The sequence below is a fragment of the Pseudoxanthomonas sp. SE1 genome (assembly GCF_029542205.1).
GTDB lineage: Bacteria > Pseudomonadota > Gammaproteobacteria > Xanthomonadales > Xanthomonadaceae > Pseudoxanthomonas_A.
The window spans coordinates 180,939-200,295 of record NZ_CP113783.1 but is presented as its reverse complement, the minus strand read 5'-3'; the positions used below and the strand labels follow the sequence as shown (position 1 = coordinate 200,295).

Annotated in this window: 17 protein-coding genes; 5 read left to right on the top strand and 12 right to left on the bottom strand. The window is 67.0% G+C overall.

From position 1 onward, the window contains the following. Nucleotides 1-50 precede the first annotated feature (50 nt). The gene (locus tag OY559_RS00965; protein ID WP_277728239.1) at nt 51-2,831 is read left to right on the top strand and encodes a M16 family metallopeptidase; all 2,781 of its coding nucleotides are present in this window, start codon (nt 51-53) and stop codon (nt 2,829-2,831) included. Between the two features lie 486 nt (nt 2,832-3,317). Here the strand turns inward: OY559_RS00965 and OY559_RS00960 are convergent, their stop codons facing one another. After that, nucleotides 3,318-4,151, bottom strand: coding sequence for an endonuclease/exonuclease/phosphatase family protein (locus OY559_RS00960; protein ID WP_277728237.1), 834 nt, complete (start codon nt 4,149-4,151; stop codon nt 3,318-3,320). Nucleotides 4,152-4,350: 199 nt separating this feature from the next. On the opposite strand from OY559_RS00960, the gene OY559_RS00955 reads away from it, so the two are divergent. Continuing rightward, complete coding sequence (locus OY559_RS00955; protein ID WP_277728235.1) at nt 4,351-4,701, top strand: hypothetical protein; 351 nt, start codon at nt 4,351-4,353, stop codon at nt 4,699-4,701. Nucleotides 4,702-4,740: 39 nt separating this feature from the next. Here OY559_RS00955 and OY559_RS00950 read toward each other — a convergent pair whose 3' ends face one another. Continuing rightward, complete coding sequence (locus OY559_RS00950) at nt 4,741-5,307, bottom strand: type 1 glutamine amidotransferase domain-containing protein (RefSeq protein WP_277728234.1); 567 nt, start codon at nt 5,305-5,307, stop codon at nt 4,741-4,743. A gap of 137 nt (nt 5,308-5,444) precedes the next feature. Between OY559_RS00950 and OY559_RS00945 the strand changes: the two genes are divergently transcribed. Next, a complete protein-coding gene (locus OY559_RS00945; protein ID WP_277728233.1) occupies nt 5,445-5,846 on the top strand; it encodes a hypothetical protein in 402 nt (133 codons plus the stop codon). A gap of 65 nt (nt 5,847-5,911) precedes the next feature. On the opposite strand, the gene ubiB is transcribed toward OY559_RS00945, so the two are convergent. From ubiB to oleC, 5 genes are all read right to left on the bottom strand, one after another. Then, complete coding sequence (ubiB, locus tag OY559_RS00940; protein WP_277728231.1) at nt 5,912-7,564, bottom strand: ubiquinone biosynthesis regulatory protein kinase UbiB; 1,653 nt, start codon at nt 7,562-7,564, stop codon at nt 5,912-5,914. Next, nucleotides 7,561-8,202 (bottom strand): ubiquinone biosynthesis accessory factor UbiJ, encoded by a 642-nt coding sequence (locus tag OY559_RS00935; protein WP_277728229.1) that lies wholly within the window; start codon nt 8,200-8,202, stop codon nt 7,561-7,563. Before OY559_RS00935 ends, ubiB begins: the two co-directional genes overlap by 4 nt. A gap of 116 nt (nt 8,203-8,318) precedes the next feature. Beyond that, entirely contained in the window at nt 8,319-8,477 is a 159-nt protein-coding gene (locus OY559_RS00930) for a DUF1328 domain-containing protein (protein WP_082563134.1), read from the bottom strand. Between the two features lie 211 nt (nt 8,478-8,688). Continuing rightward, nucleotides 8,689-9,690: a 2-alkyl-3-oxoalkanoate reductase gene (gene oleD / locus OY559_RS00925; protein ID WP_277728226.1), complete on the bottom strand. Its 1,002-nt coding sequence runs from the start codon at nt 9,688-9,690 to the stop codon at nt 8,689-8,691. Beyond that, nucleotides 9,687-11,330 carry an olefin beta-lactone synthetase gene (oleC, locus tag OY559_RS00920; RefSeq protein WP_277728224.1) on the bottom strand — a complete coding sequence of 548 codons (1,644 nt, stop codon included), beginning with the start codon at nt 11,328-11,330 and terminating at the stop codon, nt 9,687-9,689. The genes oleD and oleC overlap by 4 nt, the downstream gene beginning before the upstream one ends. A gap of 92 nt (nt 11,331-11,422) precedes the next feature. Between oleC and OY559_RS00915 the strand changes: the two genes are divergently transcribed. Next, nucleotides 11,423-11,803 carry a YkgJ family cysteine cluster protein gene (locus tag OY559_RS00915; protein WP_277728221.1) on the top strand — a complete coding sequence of 127 codons (381 nt, stop codon included), beginning with the start codon at nt 11,423-11,425 and terminating at the stop codon, nt 11,801-11,803. A 57-nt stretch (nt 11,804-11,860) separates the two neighbouring features. On the opposite strand, the gene OY559_RS00910 is transcribed toward OY559_RS00915, so the two are convergent. The 5 genes from OY559_RS00910 to OY559_RS00890 all read right to left on the bottom strand — a co-directional run bounded on the left by OY559_RS00910 (nt 11,861) and on the right by OY559_RS00890 (nt 18,467). Beyond that, on the bottom strand, nt 11,861-12,763 hold the full coding sequence (locus OY559_RS00910; protein ID WP_277728219.1) for an alpha/beta fold hydrolase: 903 nt from the start codon (nt 12,761-12,763) through the stop codon (nt 11,861-11,863). Beyond that, nucleotides 12,760-13,815 (bottom strand): STAS-like domain-containing protein, encoded by a 1,056-nt coding sequence (locus tag OY559_RS00905; protein ID WP_277728217.1) that lies wholly within the window; start codon nt 13,813-13,815, stop codon nt 12,760-12,762. The genes OY559_RS00910 and OY559_RS00905 overlap by 4 nt, the downstream gene beginning before the upstream one ends. Nucleotides 13,816-14,040: 225 nt before the next feature. Then, nucleotides 14,041-15,057: a 3-oxoacyl-ACP synthase III gene (locus OY559_RS00900; RefSeq protein ID WP_142122995.1), complete on the bottom strand. Its 1,017-nt coding sequence runs from the start codon at nt 15,055-15,057 to the stop codon at nt 14,041-14,043. A gap of 124 nt (nt 15,058-15,181) precedes the next feature. After that, the gene (locus tag OY559_RS00895) at nt 15,182-15,499 is read right to left on the bottom strand and encodes a DUF4156 domain-containing protein (RefSeq protein ID WP_142122994.1); all 318 of its coding nucleotides are present in this window, start codon (nt 15,497-15,499) and stop codon (nt 15,182-15,184) included. Nucleotides 15,500-15,605: 106 nt separating this feature from the next. Beyond that, a complete protein-coding gene (locus OY559_RS00890; RefSeq protein ID WP_277728216.1) occupies nt 15,606-18,467 on the bottom strand; it encodes a M16 family metallopeptidase in 2,862 nt (953 codons plus the stop codon). Nucleotides 18,468-18,612: 145 nt separating this feature from the next. Between OY559_RS00890 and OY559_RS00885 the strand changes: the two genes are divergently transcribed. Next, entirely contained in the window at nt 18,613-19,317 is a 705-nt protein-coding gene (locus OY559_RS00885; protein WP_277728215.1) for an SDR family oxidoreductase, read from the top strand. Nucleotides 19,318-19,357: the final 40 nt, after the last annotated feature.

The following is a 19,357-nucleotide window of genomic DNA, read 5'->3' as shown; positions in this document are numbered from 1 at the left end:
GGGGTTCGCCGCACGCGATGGACGCACGCGGCCTTGAAGGAGGATTGAGGATGAAGTCACCCCGTTTCATTGTCGCATTCGGCCTGGCCGTGGCGCTCGCCCTGGGCCAGCCGGCCTGGGCGGACACCGTCGCGCTGCCGAAGGGCGTTGCTGCCGGTCCCAGCATCGAGGGCATCAGCGAGTACACGCTGGCCAACGGCCTGCGCGTGCTGGTGTTCCCCGACGCCACCAAACCCACCGTGACCGTCAACCTGGTCTACGGCGTGGGCTCGGTGCACGAGAACTACGGCGAGACCGGCATGGCCCACCTGCTGGAGCACCTGCTGTTCAAGGGTACGCCCACGCATGCCGACATCAGTGGCGAAATGAAGAAACGCGGCATCGACTTCAACGCCACCACGGGGCTGGACCGGACCAACTACTTCGCCTCCTTCCCGGCCAACGACAACACCCTGGAGTGGGTGTTGAAGATGGAGGCCGACCGCATGATCAACTCCCATGTCGCGAAAAAGGACCTCGACAGCGAGATGACCGTGGTCCGCAACGAACTGGAAGCCGGTGAGAACAGCCCCGGCGGCGTGCTGTTCCAGCGCATCCGCTCGACGGCGTTCCTGTGGCACAACTACGGCAACACCACCATCGGCGCACGCAGCGACGTGGAAGGCGTGCCGATCGACAAGCTGCAGGCGTTCTACCGGCAGTGGTACCAGCCGGACAACGCCACCCTCATCCTCGCTGGCCGCCTCGACACCGCCGACGTGCTGGCCCGCGTCGCGCGCCATTTCGGTGCGCTGAAGAAACCCACCCGCGCATTGCCGCGTTTCTACACGCAGGAACCCGCGCAGGACGGCGAGCGCGAAGTCACGGTGCGCCGCGTCGGCAACCTGCGGCTGGTCGCGGCCGCCTACCATGCCCCTGCGGTGGCGCATCCGGACAACGCGCCGCTGAGCGTGCTGGCCAACGTGCTGGGACACACGCCCGGTGGCCGCCTGCACAAGGCGCTGGTGGAGACCAAGCTGGCCGCCGGCAGCGGCGCCAGCAGCGAGTCCATGCGCGACCCCGGCCTGCTGACCGTGGTGGCCGTGGTGCCCAACGACGGCGATGCCGCGAAGACGGAAGCCGAACTGCTGAAGCAGGTCGAGCAGCTCGCCACGCGCCCGGTCACGCAGCAGGAAGTGGACGAGGCGAAGCAGCGCATCGGCAACGCCTACGACCTGTACTTCACCGACGTCAACGCCGTGGGCATGGGCCTGTCCGAGTTCCAGTCCGCCGGCGACTGGCGCCTGCTGTTCACCAGTCGCGATGCCATTGCGAAGGTCACCGCCGATGACGTCAACCGCGTCGCCGCGGCGTACCTGAAGTCGAGCAACCGCACCTTGGGCCGCTTCATCCCCACCCCGGCACCGGAGCGCGTGGAGGTTCCGGCCGCGCCCGCCGTCGCGTCGCTGGTGGACGGCTACATCGGTCGCGCCGCCGTGAGTGCGGGCGAGCAGTTCGATCCCTCGCCGAAGAACATCGAGGCACGCACGCAGACCTTCATCCTGGGCGACGGCCTGAAGGTGTCATTGCTGCCGAAGAAGACGCGTGGCGGCACGGTGGTGGTCGACGCCAATTTCCGCTTCGCCGATGAAGCCTCGCTCACCGGCCGCGAAGGTGCCGCCGGCATGGCGGGCGCCATGCTGATGCGCGGCAGCAAGACGATGACGCGCGAACAGATCGACCAGCGCCTGGAACAGCTGAAGACGCAGGGCAACGTGGGCGGAAGCCTGCAAGGCGCCAGCATCGGCCTGCAGACGCGCCGCGAACACCTGGCCGATGCCCTGGCGCTGGCTGCCGACGTCCTGCGCAATCCCGCGTTTACGGAAGCCGAGTTCGAACAGCTGCGCCTGCAGGCGCTGACCGGCATGGAAGCCTCACGGCAGGAACCGGGAGCCATCGCCGGCCGTGCGCTGGCGCAGTACTTCGATCCCTGGCCGGTCGGCCACCCGTTGCGAAACCGCACGCTGGATGAATCGCTGGCCATGATGAAGGCATTGAAGCTGGACGAAGTCCGTGCGTTCCACCGCGATTTCTACGGCACGGCCGACGGCGAGATCGCCATCGTCGGCGATTTCGATCCGGCGGCCGTGCGCGCGCAGCTGGAGCAGCTGTTCGCCGGCTGGAAGAGCGGCAAGCCATACGCGTCCATCGCCACCCGCTACACCAGCGTCGCTCCGAAGCAGGAGCGCTTCGAGACGCCGGACAAGCCCAACGCCGTGCTGTTGGCCCGCCACAACCTGTCGCTGAAGGTCACCGACGCGGACTACCCGGCGATGGTGATCGCCAACCGGGTGTTCGGTGGTGGTGCACTGAAGTCGCGCCTGGGTGACCGGATCCGCCAGCAGGAAGGCCTCAGCTACGGCGTCTCCAGCGGCATGCGCGCCGACGACAGCCGGACCGGCCAGGACGATGCCGGCAGCTTCAGCATCCAGGCCATCGCCGCGCCGGAGAACATGGCGAAGGTGGAAGCACTGGTGCGCGAAGAGCTGGCGAAGCTGGTCAAGGACGGCATCACGGCCGGGGAGCTGAAGGATGCGGTGGCCGGCACGCTGACCGAACGCCAGCAGGGCCGCGCCGAAGACGGCAGCGTCGCCGGCATGCTGACCGACCAGTTGTTCTTCGGTCGCACCATGCAGTTTACCGCCGACCTCGACGCCAAGTACGCCGCGCTGACGATGGACCAGGTGAACGCCGCGATCCGCAAGCACTTCAAGCCTGAGGCGCTGAGCGTGTTCCTGGCAGGCGATTTCGCCAAGGCGGCGGGCGTGCCGGCAGCGGCGCCCGCGAAGTAATCCGCACGATGCGACACGGAACGGCCCCGCAAGGGGCCGTTCCTGTTTCCAGGTTCACGCCATGCCCCGGAGCCCGACCTGCGTCCCATCAAGCGCCGCGCGCGAGTCTCCGCGGGCCATCGATGGGGCTCGGAGCCCCGCCTCTCTCACATTGAGCCTTGCCGGCGACGCTCCGAAAGCCAACGTCGGCGCTCGAAATGCGATGGGATGGCACTTCGAGAGCCATCGATGGCTCTCGGACACCCATCGATGGCTTCCGGAAACCCATCTGTCTCACATTGAGCTCTGCACGCGGGGCTCGGAAAGCCATCGATGGCATGCGGCGTGCGATGGGATGGCATTCGGAAAGCGATCGACGGGATTCGGCGTCCCATCTCTCTCACGTTGAGCCTCGCACACGGACCGCGGAGGGCCGACGATGACATTCCGCGCCTCGCACGCGATGTTCCACGTGTTGCGAACGACCGTTGGAGAGCGGTCTTCCGCCTACGGCAACCGCAGCGTCACCACCAGTGGGAAATGATCGGACGGGTAGCGGCCGCCCCAGCGGGTGTTTACCGAGGTCACCGCATCCACCAGCAGTCCCTTCACGAAGATCCAGTCGATGCGCTTGTCGGCGTTGCCCGTGAACCCATGGAACGTCGCGTCGCTGCCTTCCACCCGCGACGCGGTGGTCCACGCATCCTGAAGCGTCTTCGCCAGCACGGCATGCACTTCACTGTCGGGCGTGGTGTTGAAGTCGCCGGTCAGCACCACCGGCACACCGGCCGGCAGCGCGGCCAAGCGCTGCGCGATGGCATTCGCGCCTTTCAGGCGCGCGGCCTCGTCCTGTTCGCGGTACGGCAGATGCGTGTTGAACAGATAGAAGCGCTTGCGGTCGCTGCGGCGTTCGAACAGCGCCCAGGACACCATCCGGGGATGAGGGTGGTTCCAGCTGATGCTGCCGGGCACGTCGGGCGTGTCGGAAAGCCAGAAGTCGCCGGATTCGACCACCTTCAAGCGATCCCTGCGGTAGAACACGCCCATGTGTTCGCCGCCGCCATCGGCCTCGCGCCCACGCCCGAACCAGGCGTACTGCGGCAGTTCGCGCGCGAGATATTCGGCCTGCGACTTCACCAGTTCCTGCATGCCGATCACGTCCGGCGCCTCCTCGCGCAGCATGCGTACCGCCAACGGCTTGCGCGTCTCCCAGTAGTCCGCGCCATCGCTTTCTGCCGGCAGGCGGATGTTGAAGCTCATGATGGAAAGCGGATCGGTGGCGTGTGCCTGCATCGACGCGAGGCCCAGCAGGCTTGCCAGTACCAGACTCCAACGGCTCATGGGCGACTCCACGGTGGCGGGCCACCATTGTCGCGCAGGCGGCACTTGAACAGCGAGGCAATACGGAACGGGCCGGTATTCATCCACGACATGGAGTCATGCAAGATGCGTCCATCGGAATCGAAAAAGGAGCGCCATGGCTTCCATTGCCCTGATCGTGATGCTGGCCACTACCGCGCCTGGCCAGGCTCCGCCACCCGTGACCCTCATCGTCGACACGGGCACGCACGTGACTGCCGCGGATCCGGTGGACGCCTGCGTTGCCCGTCGCCTCAGGCCTTTCGTCGGCCCATATGGCGTGCAGCAAGCATGGCCGGTGATGGCGTCGCCGCCCACGGGGTTGCTTCACACGCTGGGAACACCGCTCTCTGACACGGGCATGGTTGCGGACGGCTACCAACAGTTCCTCCATGTCGATACCGATGCACGTGCGGTCTACGTGGTCGAACAAGGCGGCTTTGCCGGCACCTTCAAGGTGTATGGCCCCTTGCCGCTACCGCAATGCGCGCCCAGCGGCGATGCAACGGAAAACCCGGCGTCGCCGCACTGAGCGGCGACGCGATCTCCGGCTTGCGGTCTCCTCTCCGGCTTACGCCGAGCGCCGCTGCCCACCATGCTTGCCCTCGGCAATCTCTTCCACCAGCTTCGCGCAGAACGCTGGCAGGTCTTTCGGCGTGCGACTGGTGACGAGGCCCTTGTCGACGATCACTTCGTCGTCTTTCCAGTTGGCGCCCGCATTCTCCAGGTCCTTGCGGATGTTGGGTACCGAGGTGACGGTGCGCCCGCGAAGCACGTCGGCATTGGCCAGCACCCAGGGGCCGTGGCAGATCGCACCGACCGGTTTGCCGGCCTCGAAGAAGCCACGGGTGAAGGTCAGCGCCTGGTCGTCGACGCGGAGCGTGTCGGGATTGAACAGGCCGCCGGGAATGACCAGCGCGTCGTAGTCCTTGGCCGAAACTTCGGACAGCACATGGTCGACTTCGACCTGGTCGCCCTTGTCGAAGTGCTTGAATCCCTGGATGCGGCCGCCGTCGAGCGAGACGATGTCGACGTCGGCCTTGTGTTCACGCAACGCACGCAGTGGTTCGGTCAGTTCGGACTGTTCGAAGCCGTGGGTAGCGAGGATGGCGACGCGCTTTCCGGTCAGATGGCTCATAGGAAGACTCCCGTGCGAATGAAGGTCCACGGTAACGTGCGGAGCGCACACGGCATGCGAAGGAAATGTTGTGCATGCGTCAATGCGGCACACCCGCGTGTTTCAATGATCCCATCGTTCATGAGCGGGCAAGCCGGATGACGCCGGGTTACCTGAAGCATCCATTGCGCAGTGCGCTGGCCGTGCTGCTCGCCATCGCGACGATCCCGCTCGTGAACCTGGCAGGCGGTGGACTGGCCGCGATCCTGGCATTGCCACCCGGCGGCGATGCACGACTGGGCTACGACCTGTCGTGGGTGGTGTTGGCCGGTATCGCCGGCAGCGCACTCGCGGTGGCGGTCGCGACCGTGGCGAAAACGGCGCATGCCTGGGGGGTCTTCGTGCTCTACCTGGCCGTGGACCTGTACGTGACGGCAGCGGCCTGGGAGGACTTTCCTCGCTGGTTCACGCTGGCCTGCCTGCTGACGCTGCCCGTGCAGGTGTGGCTGGGCTGGTGGCTGGTGGTCGGGCGGAAGCGAGGAGTGGGCGCAGAGAAGTGAGAAGCGAGTGGGCCCTGGATATCGGGCTTTCGCTCACGCCTCGCTCCTCTCCCGTCGCTCCTGCCTCACCGCCGCGGCCACGCCGCCAGCAAAGCCCACAGGCCTCCGATGCCCGCGATCCATGCAGCGGCAGGCACATCGAACAGGCGCGGCCCGCCGGCTTCCAGCGCGTAGAGTACGGCGGCCACGATCAACAAGCCCACGCCGAGGATGGCGGCGACGACGCGGCGCTGCATGCCCTTCATCGTCTGCGCGAGGTCGGCGAGGTCCTTCGAGCGCATCGCCAGCTCGTGCCGGCCTTCGACCTGCTGGCTGAGCCAGGCATGCACGAGGCGGGGCATGTCTGGCGCGTGCGTCATGATCTCGGGCAGGCGCTTGCGGAACTCCTGCGCAGCGCGCTGCGGGCTGTAGCGCTCCAGCAGGATGCGCTCCAGCACCGGCTTGGCCACGGCCCAGATGTCGATCTGCGGGTCCAGCTGGCGGCCCACGCCCTCGATGTTCAGCAGCGTCTTCTGCAACAGGATCAGCTGTGGCTGCAGCGTCAGCTCGTAGCGCTGCGCGGTGCGGAACAGCTTGGCCAGCACCTCGGCCAGCGAGATCTCGCTGAGTGGCCGGGTGAAATAGGGCTCGCACACCGCGCGCGCAGCGGCTTCCAGTTCGTCGATGCGGATATGCGACGGCATCCAGCCGGCCTGCACGTGCAGTTCGGCGATGCGGCGGTAGTCGCGGTTGAAGATCGCCATGAAATTCTCGGCGAGCCAGTACTGGTCGTCGCGCGAGAGCTGGCCCATGATGCCGAAATCCAGCGCGATGAAGCGCGGATCGGTCTTCCGTTCCGGGTCGACCCAGATGTTGCCGGCGTGCGCATCGGCATGGAAGAAGTTGTCGCGGAACACCTGCTGGTAGAACACGCGCACGCCCTTGGCGGCGAGCGCCTTGCGGTCGATGCCCGCGGCGTCCAGCGCGACGATGTCGTCGGACGGGATGCCGCGCACGCGCTCCATCGTCATCGCGCGTTCGGCGGTATGCGACCAGATCACTTCGGGTACGTACAGGTCGGGCGAATCGGCCCAGTTGCGCCGCAGCAGGCTGGCGTTGCCGGCCTCGCGCTGCAGGTCGAGTTCGGCCGCCAGCGTGTTCTCTATCTCGGCGACGATCTCGCGCGGGCGGATCTTGTCGGCGTTGGGGTGCGCGCGGTCGACAATGGCGGCGACACTCTCCAGCAGCGCGATGTCGCCGGCGATCTGCTTGCGGATGTCGGGGCGCAGCACTTTCACCACCACTTCGCGCCCGCCGGGCAGCGCGGCCGCGTGCACCTGCGCGATGGACGCGGAGGCCAGCGGCGTGGTGTCGAAATGTTCGAAGGCCTCGATGATCGGACGACCCAGCTCCTGCTCCACCAGCGCACGCGCGACGTCGCCATCGAACGGCGCGACACGGTCCTGCAGCAGGGTCAGTTCCTCGGCGATGTCGGGTGGAATCAGGTCGCGGCGGGTAGACAGGATCTGGCCGAACTTGACGAAGATCGGGCCCAGTTCCTGCAACGCCAGCCGCAACCGGACGCCACGCGGCTGCGCGGCGATCTCGGCCGACGCGCGCGGGACGAAGGGGCGAGCCAGCTTCAACCAACGCTCGACCGGTGTGCCATCCAGCAGGTCGTCAAGGCGATAGCGGAGCAGCACCCGGCCGATGCGGCTGGCCCGCAGCACCGACTTCATGCGCGATGCTCCACGCGCGCAGCGAGGCGGCCGATGCGCACTGCGATGCGCTCGACATCGTCACGGATCGCGTCGACATCGTCATGGAAGGCATTGAGTTCCTCGCGGCCGACGACGTCGCGCGATTCCTCGGTGACGTACTCGGCGGCGCTTTCGGCCAGATTGCCTGCCGCAACGCGGGCTTGTTGCAGGCCGGCTCGAACGGCATTCGCCACCTGCACGCCGATGACGTCGCCGAACACCCGGGTGAAGGGCAGCGACCAGTCGGGATCGAAGCGCGTGACCAGCATCTGCAGGCGACGGGCGAGGTCGGCGTCGCCGGACACCTTGACCTTGCCGACCGGCGTGGCGTGGTCGCGACGGAAGAACGGCAGTTGTCCCAGCAGGCCGCCAAGCGTGCTGCGCACGGCGAGATCGGCTTCGAGCACTTCACTTGCCGGTCCCACCTGGAGCCGGCCGCCCCCGACCATGATGTCCATCGCCAGAGGCGGTGCATCGACGACCAGCTGGATGCGGCGGCCTTCGAGCAGACGCAGCGCGGCCGAGGTGTCGGGATCCAGCGCGATCGCGTGGTTGAGCGCGGTTTCCAGCGCACGACCGGCAAGGGGTTTCAAGGCATCGAACGGAGACAGGTCCATGCCGCCATTCTAGCGGCAAAGCCTGTACGCCCCGCCCGCCCGTCTGCCTGCATCGTGCGGGCTCGGGGCGGGCTCGACGGCATCCTGCCGTCCCGGCGGAGAGAGATGGTGACGCGTCAGACGCGCTTGCCGCGCAGCAGCGAGATGATCGCCAGGATCACGAAGACGACGAACAGCACCCACGCGATGTTGGTGGCGGCACCCGCGATGCCGCTGAAACCCAGCACGGCGGCGATGAGGGCGATGACGAAGAAGATGATGGCGTAGCGCAGCATGGAAACTCCTTTGGGCTGTGGCCAGCGATGCAGCCGGTAGTGGCGTGCGTCATGCTGGAACGCGGGGAGTCATCGTCGCGTGAGTGTCGCTCGGCGCGATATGGATACGCTTCAGTGTCGTGATTCAGGCGTGAAGGCAACGCTGCTGGTGCAGGAGGGGCTACAGCCCCGACAAGACCGTCGGCGCGCGCGGTCGGGGCTGAAGCCCCACCTACACAGGGTGATCGCGCAGCCAGGCACGCAGGCGTTCGAAGCCTTCCTCCATCGACACGCGCGGCACATAACCGAAGTCGCGACGCGCAGGCGCCATGTCGTACCAGTGCGCGGTGCTGAGTTGTTCGGCGAGGAAGCGCGTCATCGGCGGTTCGCCCTTCAGCGGCAGCACTGTCCACAGTGTTTCGCACGCGGCGCCGATGCGGTAGGCGGCCTTGAACGAGAGATGCTTGTCCACGCGCGGCGCGCCGGCCGACTCCAGCAGCGCATTGAGCAGCTTGCGCATCGGCCACGGCTCGCCGTTGGAAATGAAGTAGGCCCTGCCCGCGCAGGCGGCGCCAGGCGCGAGATGATCGAAGGCATCGAAGTGCGCCTGTGCGGCGTTGTCGATGTAGGTGGTATCGACGTGGTTCTCGCCGCTGCCGACGATGCGGAGGCGGCCGGCACGTGCACGCGACACCAGCCGCGGCAGGATCTGGTGATCACCGGGACCCCAGATCAGGCGCGGGCGCAGCGCCACCGTCGCCAGCGACGTATCGTTGGCGGCGAGCACGGCCTTCTCGGCGATCGTCTTGGTAGTCGCGTAGGGCGCCTTGAAGCCCTCCCCGTACGGCACGCTGTCGGCGGTGCCGCCTTCGACCGGGTGGGTGGCGCGATGCGTCACGCTGGGCGTGGAGGTGTAGACCAGGCGTGCGATGCCGTGCGCGCGGCAGGCATCGAGCACGTTCTGCGTGCCGACCACGTTGGCATCGTGGTAACTCTTGTAGCTGCCCCAAGCCCCGGCCTTCGCGGCGTTGTGGAAGATCGCACCTACGCCATCGGCGGCGTGCATGACAGCGTGGGCATCGGCGAGGTCGCCCTGCACCTGGCCGACGCCGAGTTCGCGCAGCACGGGATAGTAGCCGCGGTTGAGGCTGATGACCTCGTGCCCACGTTCGACCAGGCCGCGGCACAGCGCTTGGCCCAGGAACCCACCACCGCCGGTGACGAGGATCTTCATGCGTGGTGTCCTTGCTGCGTGCGTGCCCATGCGGCCAGCGTCTCACGGCCGATCTTGGCGTTGTGGCGGATGTCGACGGGAAAGCCCGGATGCGGCAGGAAGGCCGCGATGCGCGCGGTATGCGGATGACGTACGCCGATGGCGCGCAACTCGGCCTCCAGCTGCGTGCGGTCGGCACTGGCATCGGGCCGCCGTTCGTAGCAGAGCACGGGCGATTGGCGTCCGGGCTCGCCGACCCCGACCAGCGCGGTACGACGGATCTGCGGATGGGTGTTGAACACGGGTTCGACCTGCTCGGTATAGAGCGGGCCGTCGGCGGTTTCCACGCGCTGCGTCTTGCGGCCGCAGAACCACAGGCGGCCCTCGCCATCGAACCAGCCCACATCGCCCATGCGGTGCACGATGCGCTCACCGCCGTCGGGCAGCGTTTCGCGGATCTTGGCGATGCGGGTGGCGGCATCGCGGCGGAAATAGGTGTCGGTGGCGGTGGGGCCGGCGACGGTGATTTCGCCGACGTCGCCATCGGCCACCTCCTCCACGCCGCTCCAGTCGGCGATCGGGGCGTCGACGATGCGGATGATGCGCACCTCGTTCGGCGGCACCGCACGACCCACACAGGTACCGGCGCCGGCCTCGGTGGCCGCCCGCGTGGATTCCAGTTCGCGCCCTTCGATGACGGCGACGGGCAGGCATTCGGTGGCGCCGTACGGCGTCCAGAACTGCGCGCCCTCTGGCAGCAGCGTGCGGATCTTCGCCACCGTGTCCGGCGGTACCGGCGCGCCGGCGGAGGTCACGCGCTGCACGGTGGGCAACAGTTCGCCATGATCGGCCAACACCTTCATCAAGGCGGGCGAGCCGAACAATTGGGTGACGCCGAAGCGCGCGATGGCCGCGTGCAGCTTGTTCGGATCGGCGCTGGCCGGGCGCGTGGGATCCATGTCGGGGATCACCGAGGTGAGGCCGAGCGCGGGATCGAACAGCGCGAACGGCGGGAATGTCGGCAGGTCCACGCCACCGGGCTGCATGCCGAAGGCGTTGCGCAGCAGTTCGATCTGGGCGACGAAGTGGCGGTGACGGTAGACCACACCCTTCGGCACGCCGGTGGAGCCGCTGGTGAACAGGATGCCGGCGATATCGTCGGGCGCCGTGTACGCAAGCTGCGGGCCGGCACTCGCGCCGCGCGCCTCGATCTTCGCCAGCGTGGTGCCGCCCCAGGCCCAGCGCGTGCCGACGGTGACGATCTTCTTCGCCGACCTCGCCCAGCGCAGCACGCAGCGCGCGAACTGGGCCAGGGGAATGCCGATGAAGGCCTCCGGCTCGGCTTCGTCCAGGCACTGCTTCAGCGCGCGCCGGTCGATACCGGGGTCCACCAGCACCGGTACCGCACCGGCCTTGAACAGCGCGAACATCAGCAGGAAGAACTCCGGCGTGGGCCGCACCATCACCACGGTGCGGCTGCCGCGGCCGATGCCGTAGGCGCCCAGGCCGGCGGCGATGGCGTCGCTGCGGGCGTCGAGCTGCGCGTAGGTGAGCTCGCGGGTGTAGCGGCCGGCACCATCGGGGCAGCGCATGGCCACGCGGTCGGGTTGCTCGCGGGCCAGCCGGGGCAGGCTGGCGGCGATGTTGCACGGATCGGTCATCCCTGCATTGTCGCCGCTGGGCGGTACTTGCGTCAGCCCGCGGCGTTGGCAGAATGCGCGTCCCGCCCGCGCTCCGCCGCCAGCCCAAGCCAATGCACCCCTGCCTGACCTGCGGCGCCTGCTGCGCCCACTTCCGCGTCAGCTTCCACTGGAGTGAGGCGGACCCCGACCAGGGCGGCGTGGTGCCGATTGCACTGACCGAGCCCTTGCGCGTCCACGAGCGCGTGATGCGCGGCACCTCGCAGAAGGACCCGCGCTGCGTGGCGCTGGATGCCGACATCGGCCGCTACAGCCGCTGCACCATCCACGACCGGCGGCCGTCGGTCTGCGCGCTGGTGCCGGCCTCGCTGGAATTCGGCGAACGCAGCGCGCAGTGCGACAAGGCGCGTGTGGCGCATGGCCTGCCGCTGCTGGTGGACGCGGACTGGTTGGGTGTGGTGGACACCGACAAGAATCCGCTGCCGGAGCTTTAAGCCGCCTGTAGGAGGGCCTTCAGGCCCGACCGGAAAGCCTCGGGGCTAAAGCCCCTCCTACAGCGGATGACGATCCAGGAAGTCGCGGATCAGTGGCACCAGGATCTCGTGCTTGTCTTCCAGCACGTAATGGCCGGCGTCCTCGTACGCATGCACCTCCGCGTTCGGCAGCGCGGCGCGGAAGCCGTCGAGGAAGTGCTGGTCGAACACGAAATCCTTCAGACCCCAGCCCAGGAACGCGGGCCGGTCGGCGATCGACGGCAGCGCCTTGCCGGCGGCTTCGAGCAGCGGCCACGCCTTGTCCTGCGGGCCCAGCGGGATGTCCTGCATGAAGCGGATGGTGGAGATGCGGTTCGCCCAGGTGTCGTACGGCGACACGTAGGCGCGGCGCACATCGGGGGGCATGCGGCGCTCCACGCCGATCCAGGACGCCCCCGCAGAGAACGCGTTGAAGCCACGGACGATCCACTCGCCGATGGTCCAGTCGCGGCCAAGCGCGATCCGCCACGGCATCTTCTTCGCCGCGGGCATCGGGAACGCGGCCGTATTGGTCACCACCAGGCGCTTGACCTGTGCGGCGTGCGAGAGCGCCCAGCCGAAGCCGATCATGCCGCCCCAGTCGTGCACGGCCAGCGTCACCGGCCCGGTGATGCCCAGGTGCTCCAGCAGCGCAGCGACGTCGTCCACGCGCGACTGCAGGGTGTATTCGTAGCGGCTGTCGTCAGGCTTGTCCGACAGGCCCATGCCGATGTGGTCGGGCACGATGCAGCGGTAACGGTCGGCGAGACCGGCCACCAGCGTGCGCCAGTAGTAGCTCCACGACGGATTGCCGTGCAGCATCACCACCACCTCGCCATCGCGGGGACCTTCGTCGAGGTAGTTCATCGACAGGCCAGGACGGACTTCGAAGCGCTTCGGATGGGAGGGGTAGCCGGGAAGTTGCACGTGGGTTCCTTTCATTTCAATAGCGGCAGCTGGCCGCCCTGTTCGTCGCGCAGTACCTCTGCGCGGCGGATCATCTGTTGTACTTCAGGCGTCGCGTGCACATGGAGCAATTCCACATCGGGATGCGCATTGGCGAACACACGGAAGATCTCATCGGCGAATGCCTGGCCTATACCCGCGACTTCGGCGAAGTCCAGCACCACATGGCGGAAATTCTCCACGCGCTGCAGCAATCGCTTGGCTTGAGAGCGCGACACCAGGTTCTCGTCGCCCACCTTGGCCAGTCGCACCGGCACCACGGTGCGCGCGAATGCATAGTCGTCAGGACCACTGGAATACTGGTCGAACACGGACTCCACCGTCCGCGCCGAATCCGTGGCGATCTGCATCACAACCTGTGTCCCTGTTATTTCCTGTGCATCGTCCAGCAGGTCGAGAGCGTACTTGGCGTCGTGATCGAAGATCAGGCTGCCAGATTCGATCCGATAAACATCAAACATGCGTGATGTGAAGAAAATTCCTTCACCGCTATGCCGTTGCGGATCGGTAGTCAGCTTTCCTTTCGAAAGCTCCAGCAAAGCAAGCCGTTCGTCCGGGAGATCGAGCGCGCGCGTGATTTTCCGGAAGATACCGATGCCGTTGTCCACCACGGAGAACCGCAGGCAGCCGCCGCTACATTCCATCCACACGGACACATCAGTTGCTTCGGAATGATCCACCGCGTTGTTGACCATTTCGGTGATGCCGTGGTGCGCAATGTCCAGGACGTTGCGAGGCAGATGGATCAGCAGCGGCAGCAGATCCGCATACCAGACCCGATCCTCTGCCAACCCTGCACGTGCATAGTCACGCGCGAACCGCCGGTTCTCCCCGAGCGCGTACGTCGGACGAGTGCTGCCCTGCTTGACCAGATAGCCGCCTGCCACCAAGGCCCGCACCTGCATGCTGATCCGAGAAGGGCTGAGTCCCAACTGGCCCGCCACCATGGCCACGAGGTCACGAGGATGCTCGCCTACCGCCTTCAACAAAGCGATGTCGATTTCAGGAGAACGGTCAGGTCTGGCCATGCCGGGATTCTAGAATTAAAACGCCGGATTCGCGAATTATTCGGCTGGAATTCGCGAATCTTGTCGCCCAAGAGTAGGTCGTCTGTCCGGATCGTCCTTCCGAAAGTGCACGCAATGGATATCCCGACAGTGCCAGCCCAGAGACGACAAAGGCCGGCAGCGAGCACTGCCGGCCCTGATGATCAAGGGCATGGATCTGGGAGGACGGTTACGCCAGCGACCGTCTTACCACTCCACCTCGGCCATCGTGCAGTTCAGGCCCGAGCCGATGCCGAGCAGGGCGATGCGGTCGCCCTTCTTCAGCTTGCCCAGTTCCTTCAGCTTGCTCAGCACGATCGGCACGCTAGCCGGGCCGATGTTGCCGTGCTCGGTGAAGATGGTCATGACCTTCTTCGGGTCGATGCCGAAGGACTTCACGAACGCCTGGGTGTGCGGGCGGCTGACCTGGTGGATGACGAACTGGTCCAGTTCGTCCACGGCCCAGCCGAGCGCGATCTTGGCGGCGGCGAAGGTCTTGGTGGCCAGCTTCATGCCTTCGATCAGCAGCATGCGGGTGTCGGTGACCATGCGGTCCAGGTTGCCGCGGCAGAGCTTGTTCCACTCGGTCGCCGAGCGGGTCACGCCACCCTTGTAACGCGGGGCATCCGGCGCCAGCTCGCGGCGCGTCATCACCATCGCCACGGCACCGCAACCCAGGGTCAGGGCCGCCAGCTCATCACGGAACTGCTGTTCGGTCACGTCCGGCGCATTGAGGCGTTCGATGGTCTTGTCGTAGACCAGGTTGGCGGTCTCGCCATCGACGACAAGCGCGTAGTCGATCTCGCCGCGTTCCAGCATGCGAGCGGCGATGTCCATGCCGTTGATGAAGGCCAGGCACGCATTGGTCACGTCGAAGGTCTGGCAATGATCGCTGACGCCCAGGTTGCCGCAGACGATGCTGGCCGTGGATGGCTCAAGGTAGTCGCGGCTGACCGAGGTGTTGACCACCAGGCCGATCTTGTCGGCACCGATGCCGGCGTCGAGCAAGGCCTTCCGTGCCGCCAGCGTGGCGGCGTCGGAGGCCTGCACGTCGTCGTCCCACAGGCGGCGGGCATGCACGCCGGCGACGTCGTTCAACACGTCGGTCTTGATGCCCAGGCGGTCGAGCGTGGGCTGGAGGCGGGCGTTGATCTCGTCGGACGTCAGCGTGTGCGGCGCATCGATATGCGCCAGTCCCGCGATGGAGACATTCTTGAAGAGCATCGAGGTTAGCGCCAAGGCTCAGGCAGAGGGGGCCGACAAGGGTACTCACTTCCCGCCTTCACCGCATCTTTACGCAGGATCGCGCCAGACGCGCCTCAGTTTAAAATGTGATGCACGTCACATTTTATCGGCCGCAGCGGAACGCGGCGAAACGCTGCTCGCCGTTGGCCGGATCGCCCAGGGGTTGCAGGGTGTCGGCCTGAAGGCCTGGCGCCTCGTTCCGCGCCAGGGTTTCCAGCTCGTCGCGCACGCGCAGGGCGTTGCGCTCATAGAAGGCCACGCTGTCCTTGACCGATACCGATACCTCGCCGCGCTTCTCGCAGCCGGCGGGAACGGCGCCCGCGCCGACCACGCGGACGTCCCGGGCCGTGGGCGCCAGGTGCACCCAGGTGCAGGCGGACAGCAGCACGGTGGAAGCGGCGGCAAGAAGGGCGAGTCGCATCGAAGTCACCTTGAAGTGTGAGTCGCGGCCATTCTGGCCCACGCGGGATGAATCGCTCCGGGCACGCGCACCGCTCCCCACGTGGAGGAGCGGTGCCTTCCGGGTCTTACGGCTTCGGTTTGCCGTCGGCATCCAGTTCCACCGCTTCGCCCAGTTGCAGCGCGCGGACCGATTCGCCGACCTTGGACAGGTCACCCACCACCACCCAGGTCAGCGCGGACGGCGACAGGGTGGATGCCGCCTTGGCGACATCGGCGGCGCCGATGGCTTCGTTGCGGGCCTTGTATTGCACGATGTAGTCGTCCGGCCGGCCATAGCGCTGGTTGGAGGCGATCTGGCCGAGCACGGCGGAGGCGGTTTCGTACGCGCCCGGCAGTTCCAGCGTGTTGGCCGCACGGATCTTGGCGATCTCCTCCGGCTTGGCCGGCGCCTCCCCGGTGGCGAACTGGCTGATTTCCTTCTGCAGCTCCTTCATCGAATCGGCGGTGCGGTCGCTCTGCACGGCGGCGCTGGCCCACCAGGGACGCTGGCCGAGCGCATTGCGGGCGCCACTGTAGGAACCATAGGCCCAATGTTTGTCCTCGCGCAGGTTCATGTTGAGGCGCGAGCTGAACTGCCCGCCCAGCACGCCGTTGGCGAAGTCGAAATCGATGGTGCCGGCATCACCGGTCGGCGGCACCAGCTGGGCGGCGTAGACATTGGACTGGATCGCACCCGGCTGGTCGATCAGGAACACGCGCGGCTTGGCGACATCGGGCACCTTCGGTACCGCCGCCAGCCTGGGTGCGTTAGGCGCGGCCTTCCAGTCGCCCAGGCGGGCTTCCAGCAGCGGGACGATCTGCGCCAGCGTGGTGTCGCCGACGATGGTGATGCGGGCCTGCGAGGGCTGCAGCCAGTCGCGATGGAACGCGACCAGGTCGTCGCGGGTCAGTGAGGCGATCGACGCTTCCGTGCCCGAGCCGGTGAACGGGATGGCATACGGATGGCCAGCGCCGTACAGCAGTGGCGGCAGCGTGCGCAGCGCGGCGGTCTGCGGGCGCGCCTTCTCCTGTTTGATGCCGGCGATCCAGGTGGCCCGCACGCGCTCCACTTCCGCCGGGGCGAAGGTCGGACGACGCAGCACGTCGGCCAGCAGGTCCAGCGAGGGCGCCAGCTTGTCGGTCAGCGCCGACAGCCCGACGGACGCCGAATCCAGGCCGGCACCGGTGGTCAGTTCCGCACCGAGCGCTTCCTTGCGAGCGGCGAAATCGAGCGCGCCATACTGACCCGCGCCTTCGTCCATCATCTGCAGCGCGAAGCTGGCGGTGCCGAGCTTCTTGCCGACATCGGCCGCGTAGCCACCCGGGAATTCCACGTTGATCTGCACCACCGGCGTCTCATGGCGTTCCGCCAGCACGACCTGCATGCCATTGGACAGCGTGGCGCGCTGCACGGCGGGGAACTTCAGGTCGGGGAAGGTGGTGGTCTTCGGCACGCCCTGGCTGCGGTCGACCGTGCTGGCGACGGTATTGAACTTGGGGTCGACCTTCGGCGTAGCCGCCGGTGTCGTTGCGGGTGCCGCGAAGACGGTTTCCGGCAGGGCCGAAGCAGGCGTCTCGCTGGGCTGCACAAGGATGGTGTGCGAGGCGCCCGTCAGCCACTTCTTCGCCACGGCCTGCACGTCGGCCGGCGTGGCGTTGGCGAGGATGTCCAGCTCTTCCTGGTAGCAGTCCGGCGTGCCCTGGTAGACGGCGCACGAGGCCAGCACATCGGACTTTCCGCCAAAGCCGCCGATGCGTTCGATGCCGCGCACGAACGCTGCGCGCCCGGAGACCTTGGCGCGCTCCAGTTCCTCGGCCGTCGGGCCCTGGGTGACCAGGCGCTTGAGCTCCTCGTCCAGCGCCTGTTCGACCTTGGCCGGCTCCACGCCTTCCTTCACGGTGGACATCAGGAAGAACGTACTGCTGATCTCGCTGCTCCACTGGAACGCGCTGGCCTGGTCGGCGATCTTGTCGCCGTGCACCAGGCGGGTGTCGAAACGCGAGGCCGCGCTGCCACCCAGCACCTGTGCGAACAGGTCGAGCAGGGTGGCGTCCTTCGTGCCCATTTCCGCCACCGGCCAGGCGCGGTAGACGCGCACCTGCGGCACGCGGTCGGGGATCGTCTCGCGGGTGTCCCGGGCGTGCTTCGGGATGTTGGTCTGCATGTCCGCCAACGTGGCGCTGGCCGGGATGTCGCCGAAGTAGCGGGTCACCTTTTCCTTCGCAGTGGCCACGTCGATGTCACCGGCCAGCACCAGCACGGCGTTGTTGGGGCCATACCAGCTGCGGAACCAGGTCTTCACGTCGTCCAGCGTGGCGGCATCGAGGTCCGCCATCGAACCGATGGTCTGCCAACTGTAGGGATGCCCGGCCGGGTACAGCGCCTCGAACATGCGCGCGAAGATGCGGCGGCCATACGGCTGGTTCTCGCCCTGGCGCTTCTCGTTCTGCACCACGCCGCGCTGCTCGTCGAGCGCCTTCTGGTCGATCGCGCCCAACAGGTGGCCCATGCGGTCGGACTCCATCCACAACGCCATGTCCACGGCGGTGGTGGGCACGTTCTGGAAGTAGTTGGTACGGTCCTGGTTGGTGGTGCCGTTCTGGTCGGTGGCGCCGACCAGCTCGAACGGGGTGAAGAACTCGCCGTCATGGTTCTCGCTGCCCTGGAACATCAGGTGTTCGAACAGGTGCGCGAAACCGGTGCGGCCGGGAGTCTCGTTCTTGCTGCCCACGTGGTACCAGACATTCACCGCCACGATCGGCGCCTTGCGGTCGGTGTGCACGATCACCCGCAGGCCGTTCGGCAGGGTGAACTCTTCATACGGAATCACCACGTCCATGCCTGCCGGCTTCGCATACGTGGACGCCGGCGCGTAGGCCAGTCCCCCGAGTGCGGCGGACAGGGCGATGGCGAGCAGGGCGGCGCGCGGCCGGCGGGAAACATGCATCGGACACTCCTTTGAATGCTGAATGGGCCTGGAGAACCCCCGATGCTAACCGCCGCCTGCGGTCATTACACTAGGCCACAAGCCATGACGAGTGGCCCACCCGCCGCCCTGCCGCGGCCCGCCAATCCTGTTGCGCGGAGGTGCCATGGACCGCAAACACTGCCTGGTGACCGGGGCCAACCGGGGCCTGGGTCTGGAACTTGTCCGGCAACTGCTGGCCCGCCACTGCCACGTCATCGCGACCTGCCGGCAGCCCGGCAAAGCGACCGCATTGAACAGCCTGGCCGGCGAGTACCCGGGCCGCCTGCACGTGCTGCCGCTCGACGTTGCCGACGCACGCAGCCGCAACCAACTGCTCCACGAGGTGTCGCTGGTCACCGATGATGAGCCCTTGCACCTGCTGGTGAACAATGCCGGCGTGCTGCGCGGCGGTGAGCGTTTCGGCCACGTGACCGCTGCCGATCTCGACGCCAGCTTCCATACCAACGCCGCCGGCCCTTTCCTGCTGGTCCAGACGCTGGCTGCACGTCTGGCGGAGGGCGGCGTGGTGGCCAATATTTCATCCGAGGTCGGATCGATCGGCCTTCGGCAGGAATTCCGCACCCCGAGCTATGCCATCGGCAAGGCGGCGCAGAACATGGCCACCTCGCTGCTGTCGCAAGCTCTGGCCGCACGCCGCATCACGGTCGTCGCCCTGCATCCGGGCTGGGTACGCACCGACATGGGGGGCGACAGCGCGGCGCTGTCCGTGCAGGAATCCGCCGCAGGACTGCTTCACGTGATCGACCATCTCGGGGCAGAGGACAGTGGCCGCTTCCTTGACTGGCAAGGCGCCTCGCTGCCCTGGTAAAGCTGAATGCCGGCTGCGCCGGCGCCGGTGGACCGCAACG

Bases quoted from the DNA above. Each gene is read 5' to 3' on its own strand.
- OY559_RS00965 (WP_277728239.1), top strand. From the start codon at position 51: ATGAAGTCACCCCGTTTCATTGTCGCATTCGGCCTGGCCGTGGCGCTC.
- OY559_RS00890 (WP_277728216.1), bottom strand. From the start codon at position 18,467: ATGCATGTTTCCCGCCGGCCGCGCGCCGCCCTGCTCGCCATCGCCCTG.
- OY559_RS00935 (WP_277728229.1), bottom strand. From the start codon at position 8,202: ATGGACCTGTCTCCGTTCGATGCCTTGAAACCCCTTGCCGGTCGTGCG.
- OY559_RS00930 (WP_082563134.1), bottom strand. From the start codon at position 8,477: ATGCTGCGCTACGCCATCATCTTCTTCGTCATCGCCCTCATCGCCGCC.
- OY559_RS00910 (WP_277728219.1), bottom strand. From the start codon at position 12,763: ATGAAAGGAACCCACGTGCAACTTCCCGGCTACCCCTCCCATCCGAAG.
- OY559_RS00960 (WP_277728237.1), bottom strand. From the start codon at position 4,151: ATGAGCCGTTGGAGTCTGGTACTGGCAAGCCTGCTGGGCCTCGCGTCG.
- OY559_RS00885 (WP_277728215.1), top strand. From the start codon at position 18,613: ATGGACCGCAAACACTGCCTGGTGACCGGGGCCAACCGGGGCCTGGGT.
- OY559_RS00950 (WP_277728234.1), bottom strand. From the start codon at position 5,307: ATGAGCCATCTGACCGGAAAGCGCGTCGCCATCCTCGCTACCCACGGC.
- OY559_RS00895 (WP_142122994.1), bottom strand. From the start codon at position 15,499: ATGCGACTCGCCCTTCTTGCCGCCGCTTCCACCGTGCTGCTGTCCGCC.
- OY559_RS00900 (WP_142122995.1), bottom strand. From the start codon at position 15,057: ATGCTCTTCAAGAATGTCTCCATCGCGGGACTGGCGCATATCGATGCG.
- OY559_RS00915 (WP_277728221.1), top strand. From the start codon at position 11,423: ATGCACCCCTGCCTGACCTGCGGCGCCTGCTGCGCCCACTTCCGCGTC.
- OY559_RS00905 (WP_277728217.1), bottom strand. From the start codon at position 13,815: ATGGCCAGACCTGACCGTTCTCCTGAAATCGACATCGCTTTGTTGAAG.
- OY559_RS00945 (WP_277728233.1), top strand. From the start codon at position 5,445: ATGACGCCGGGTTACCTGAAGCATCCATTGCGCAGTGCGCTGGCCGTG.
- oleD (WP_277728226.1), bottom strand. From the start codon at position 9,690: ATGAAGATCCTCGTCACCGGCGGTGGTGGGTTCCTGGGCCAAGCGCTG.
- oleC (WP_277728224.1), bottom strand. From the start codon at position 11,330: ATGACCGATCCGTGCAACATCGCCGCCAGCCTGCCCCGGCTGGCCCGC.
- ubiB (WP_277728231.1), bottom strand. From the start codon at position 7,564: ATGAAGTCGGTGCTGCGGGCCAGCCGCATCGGCCGGGTGCTGCTCCGC.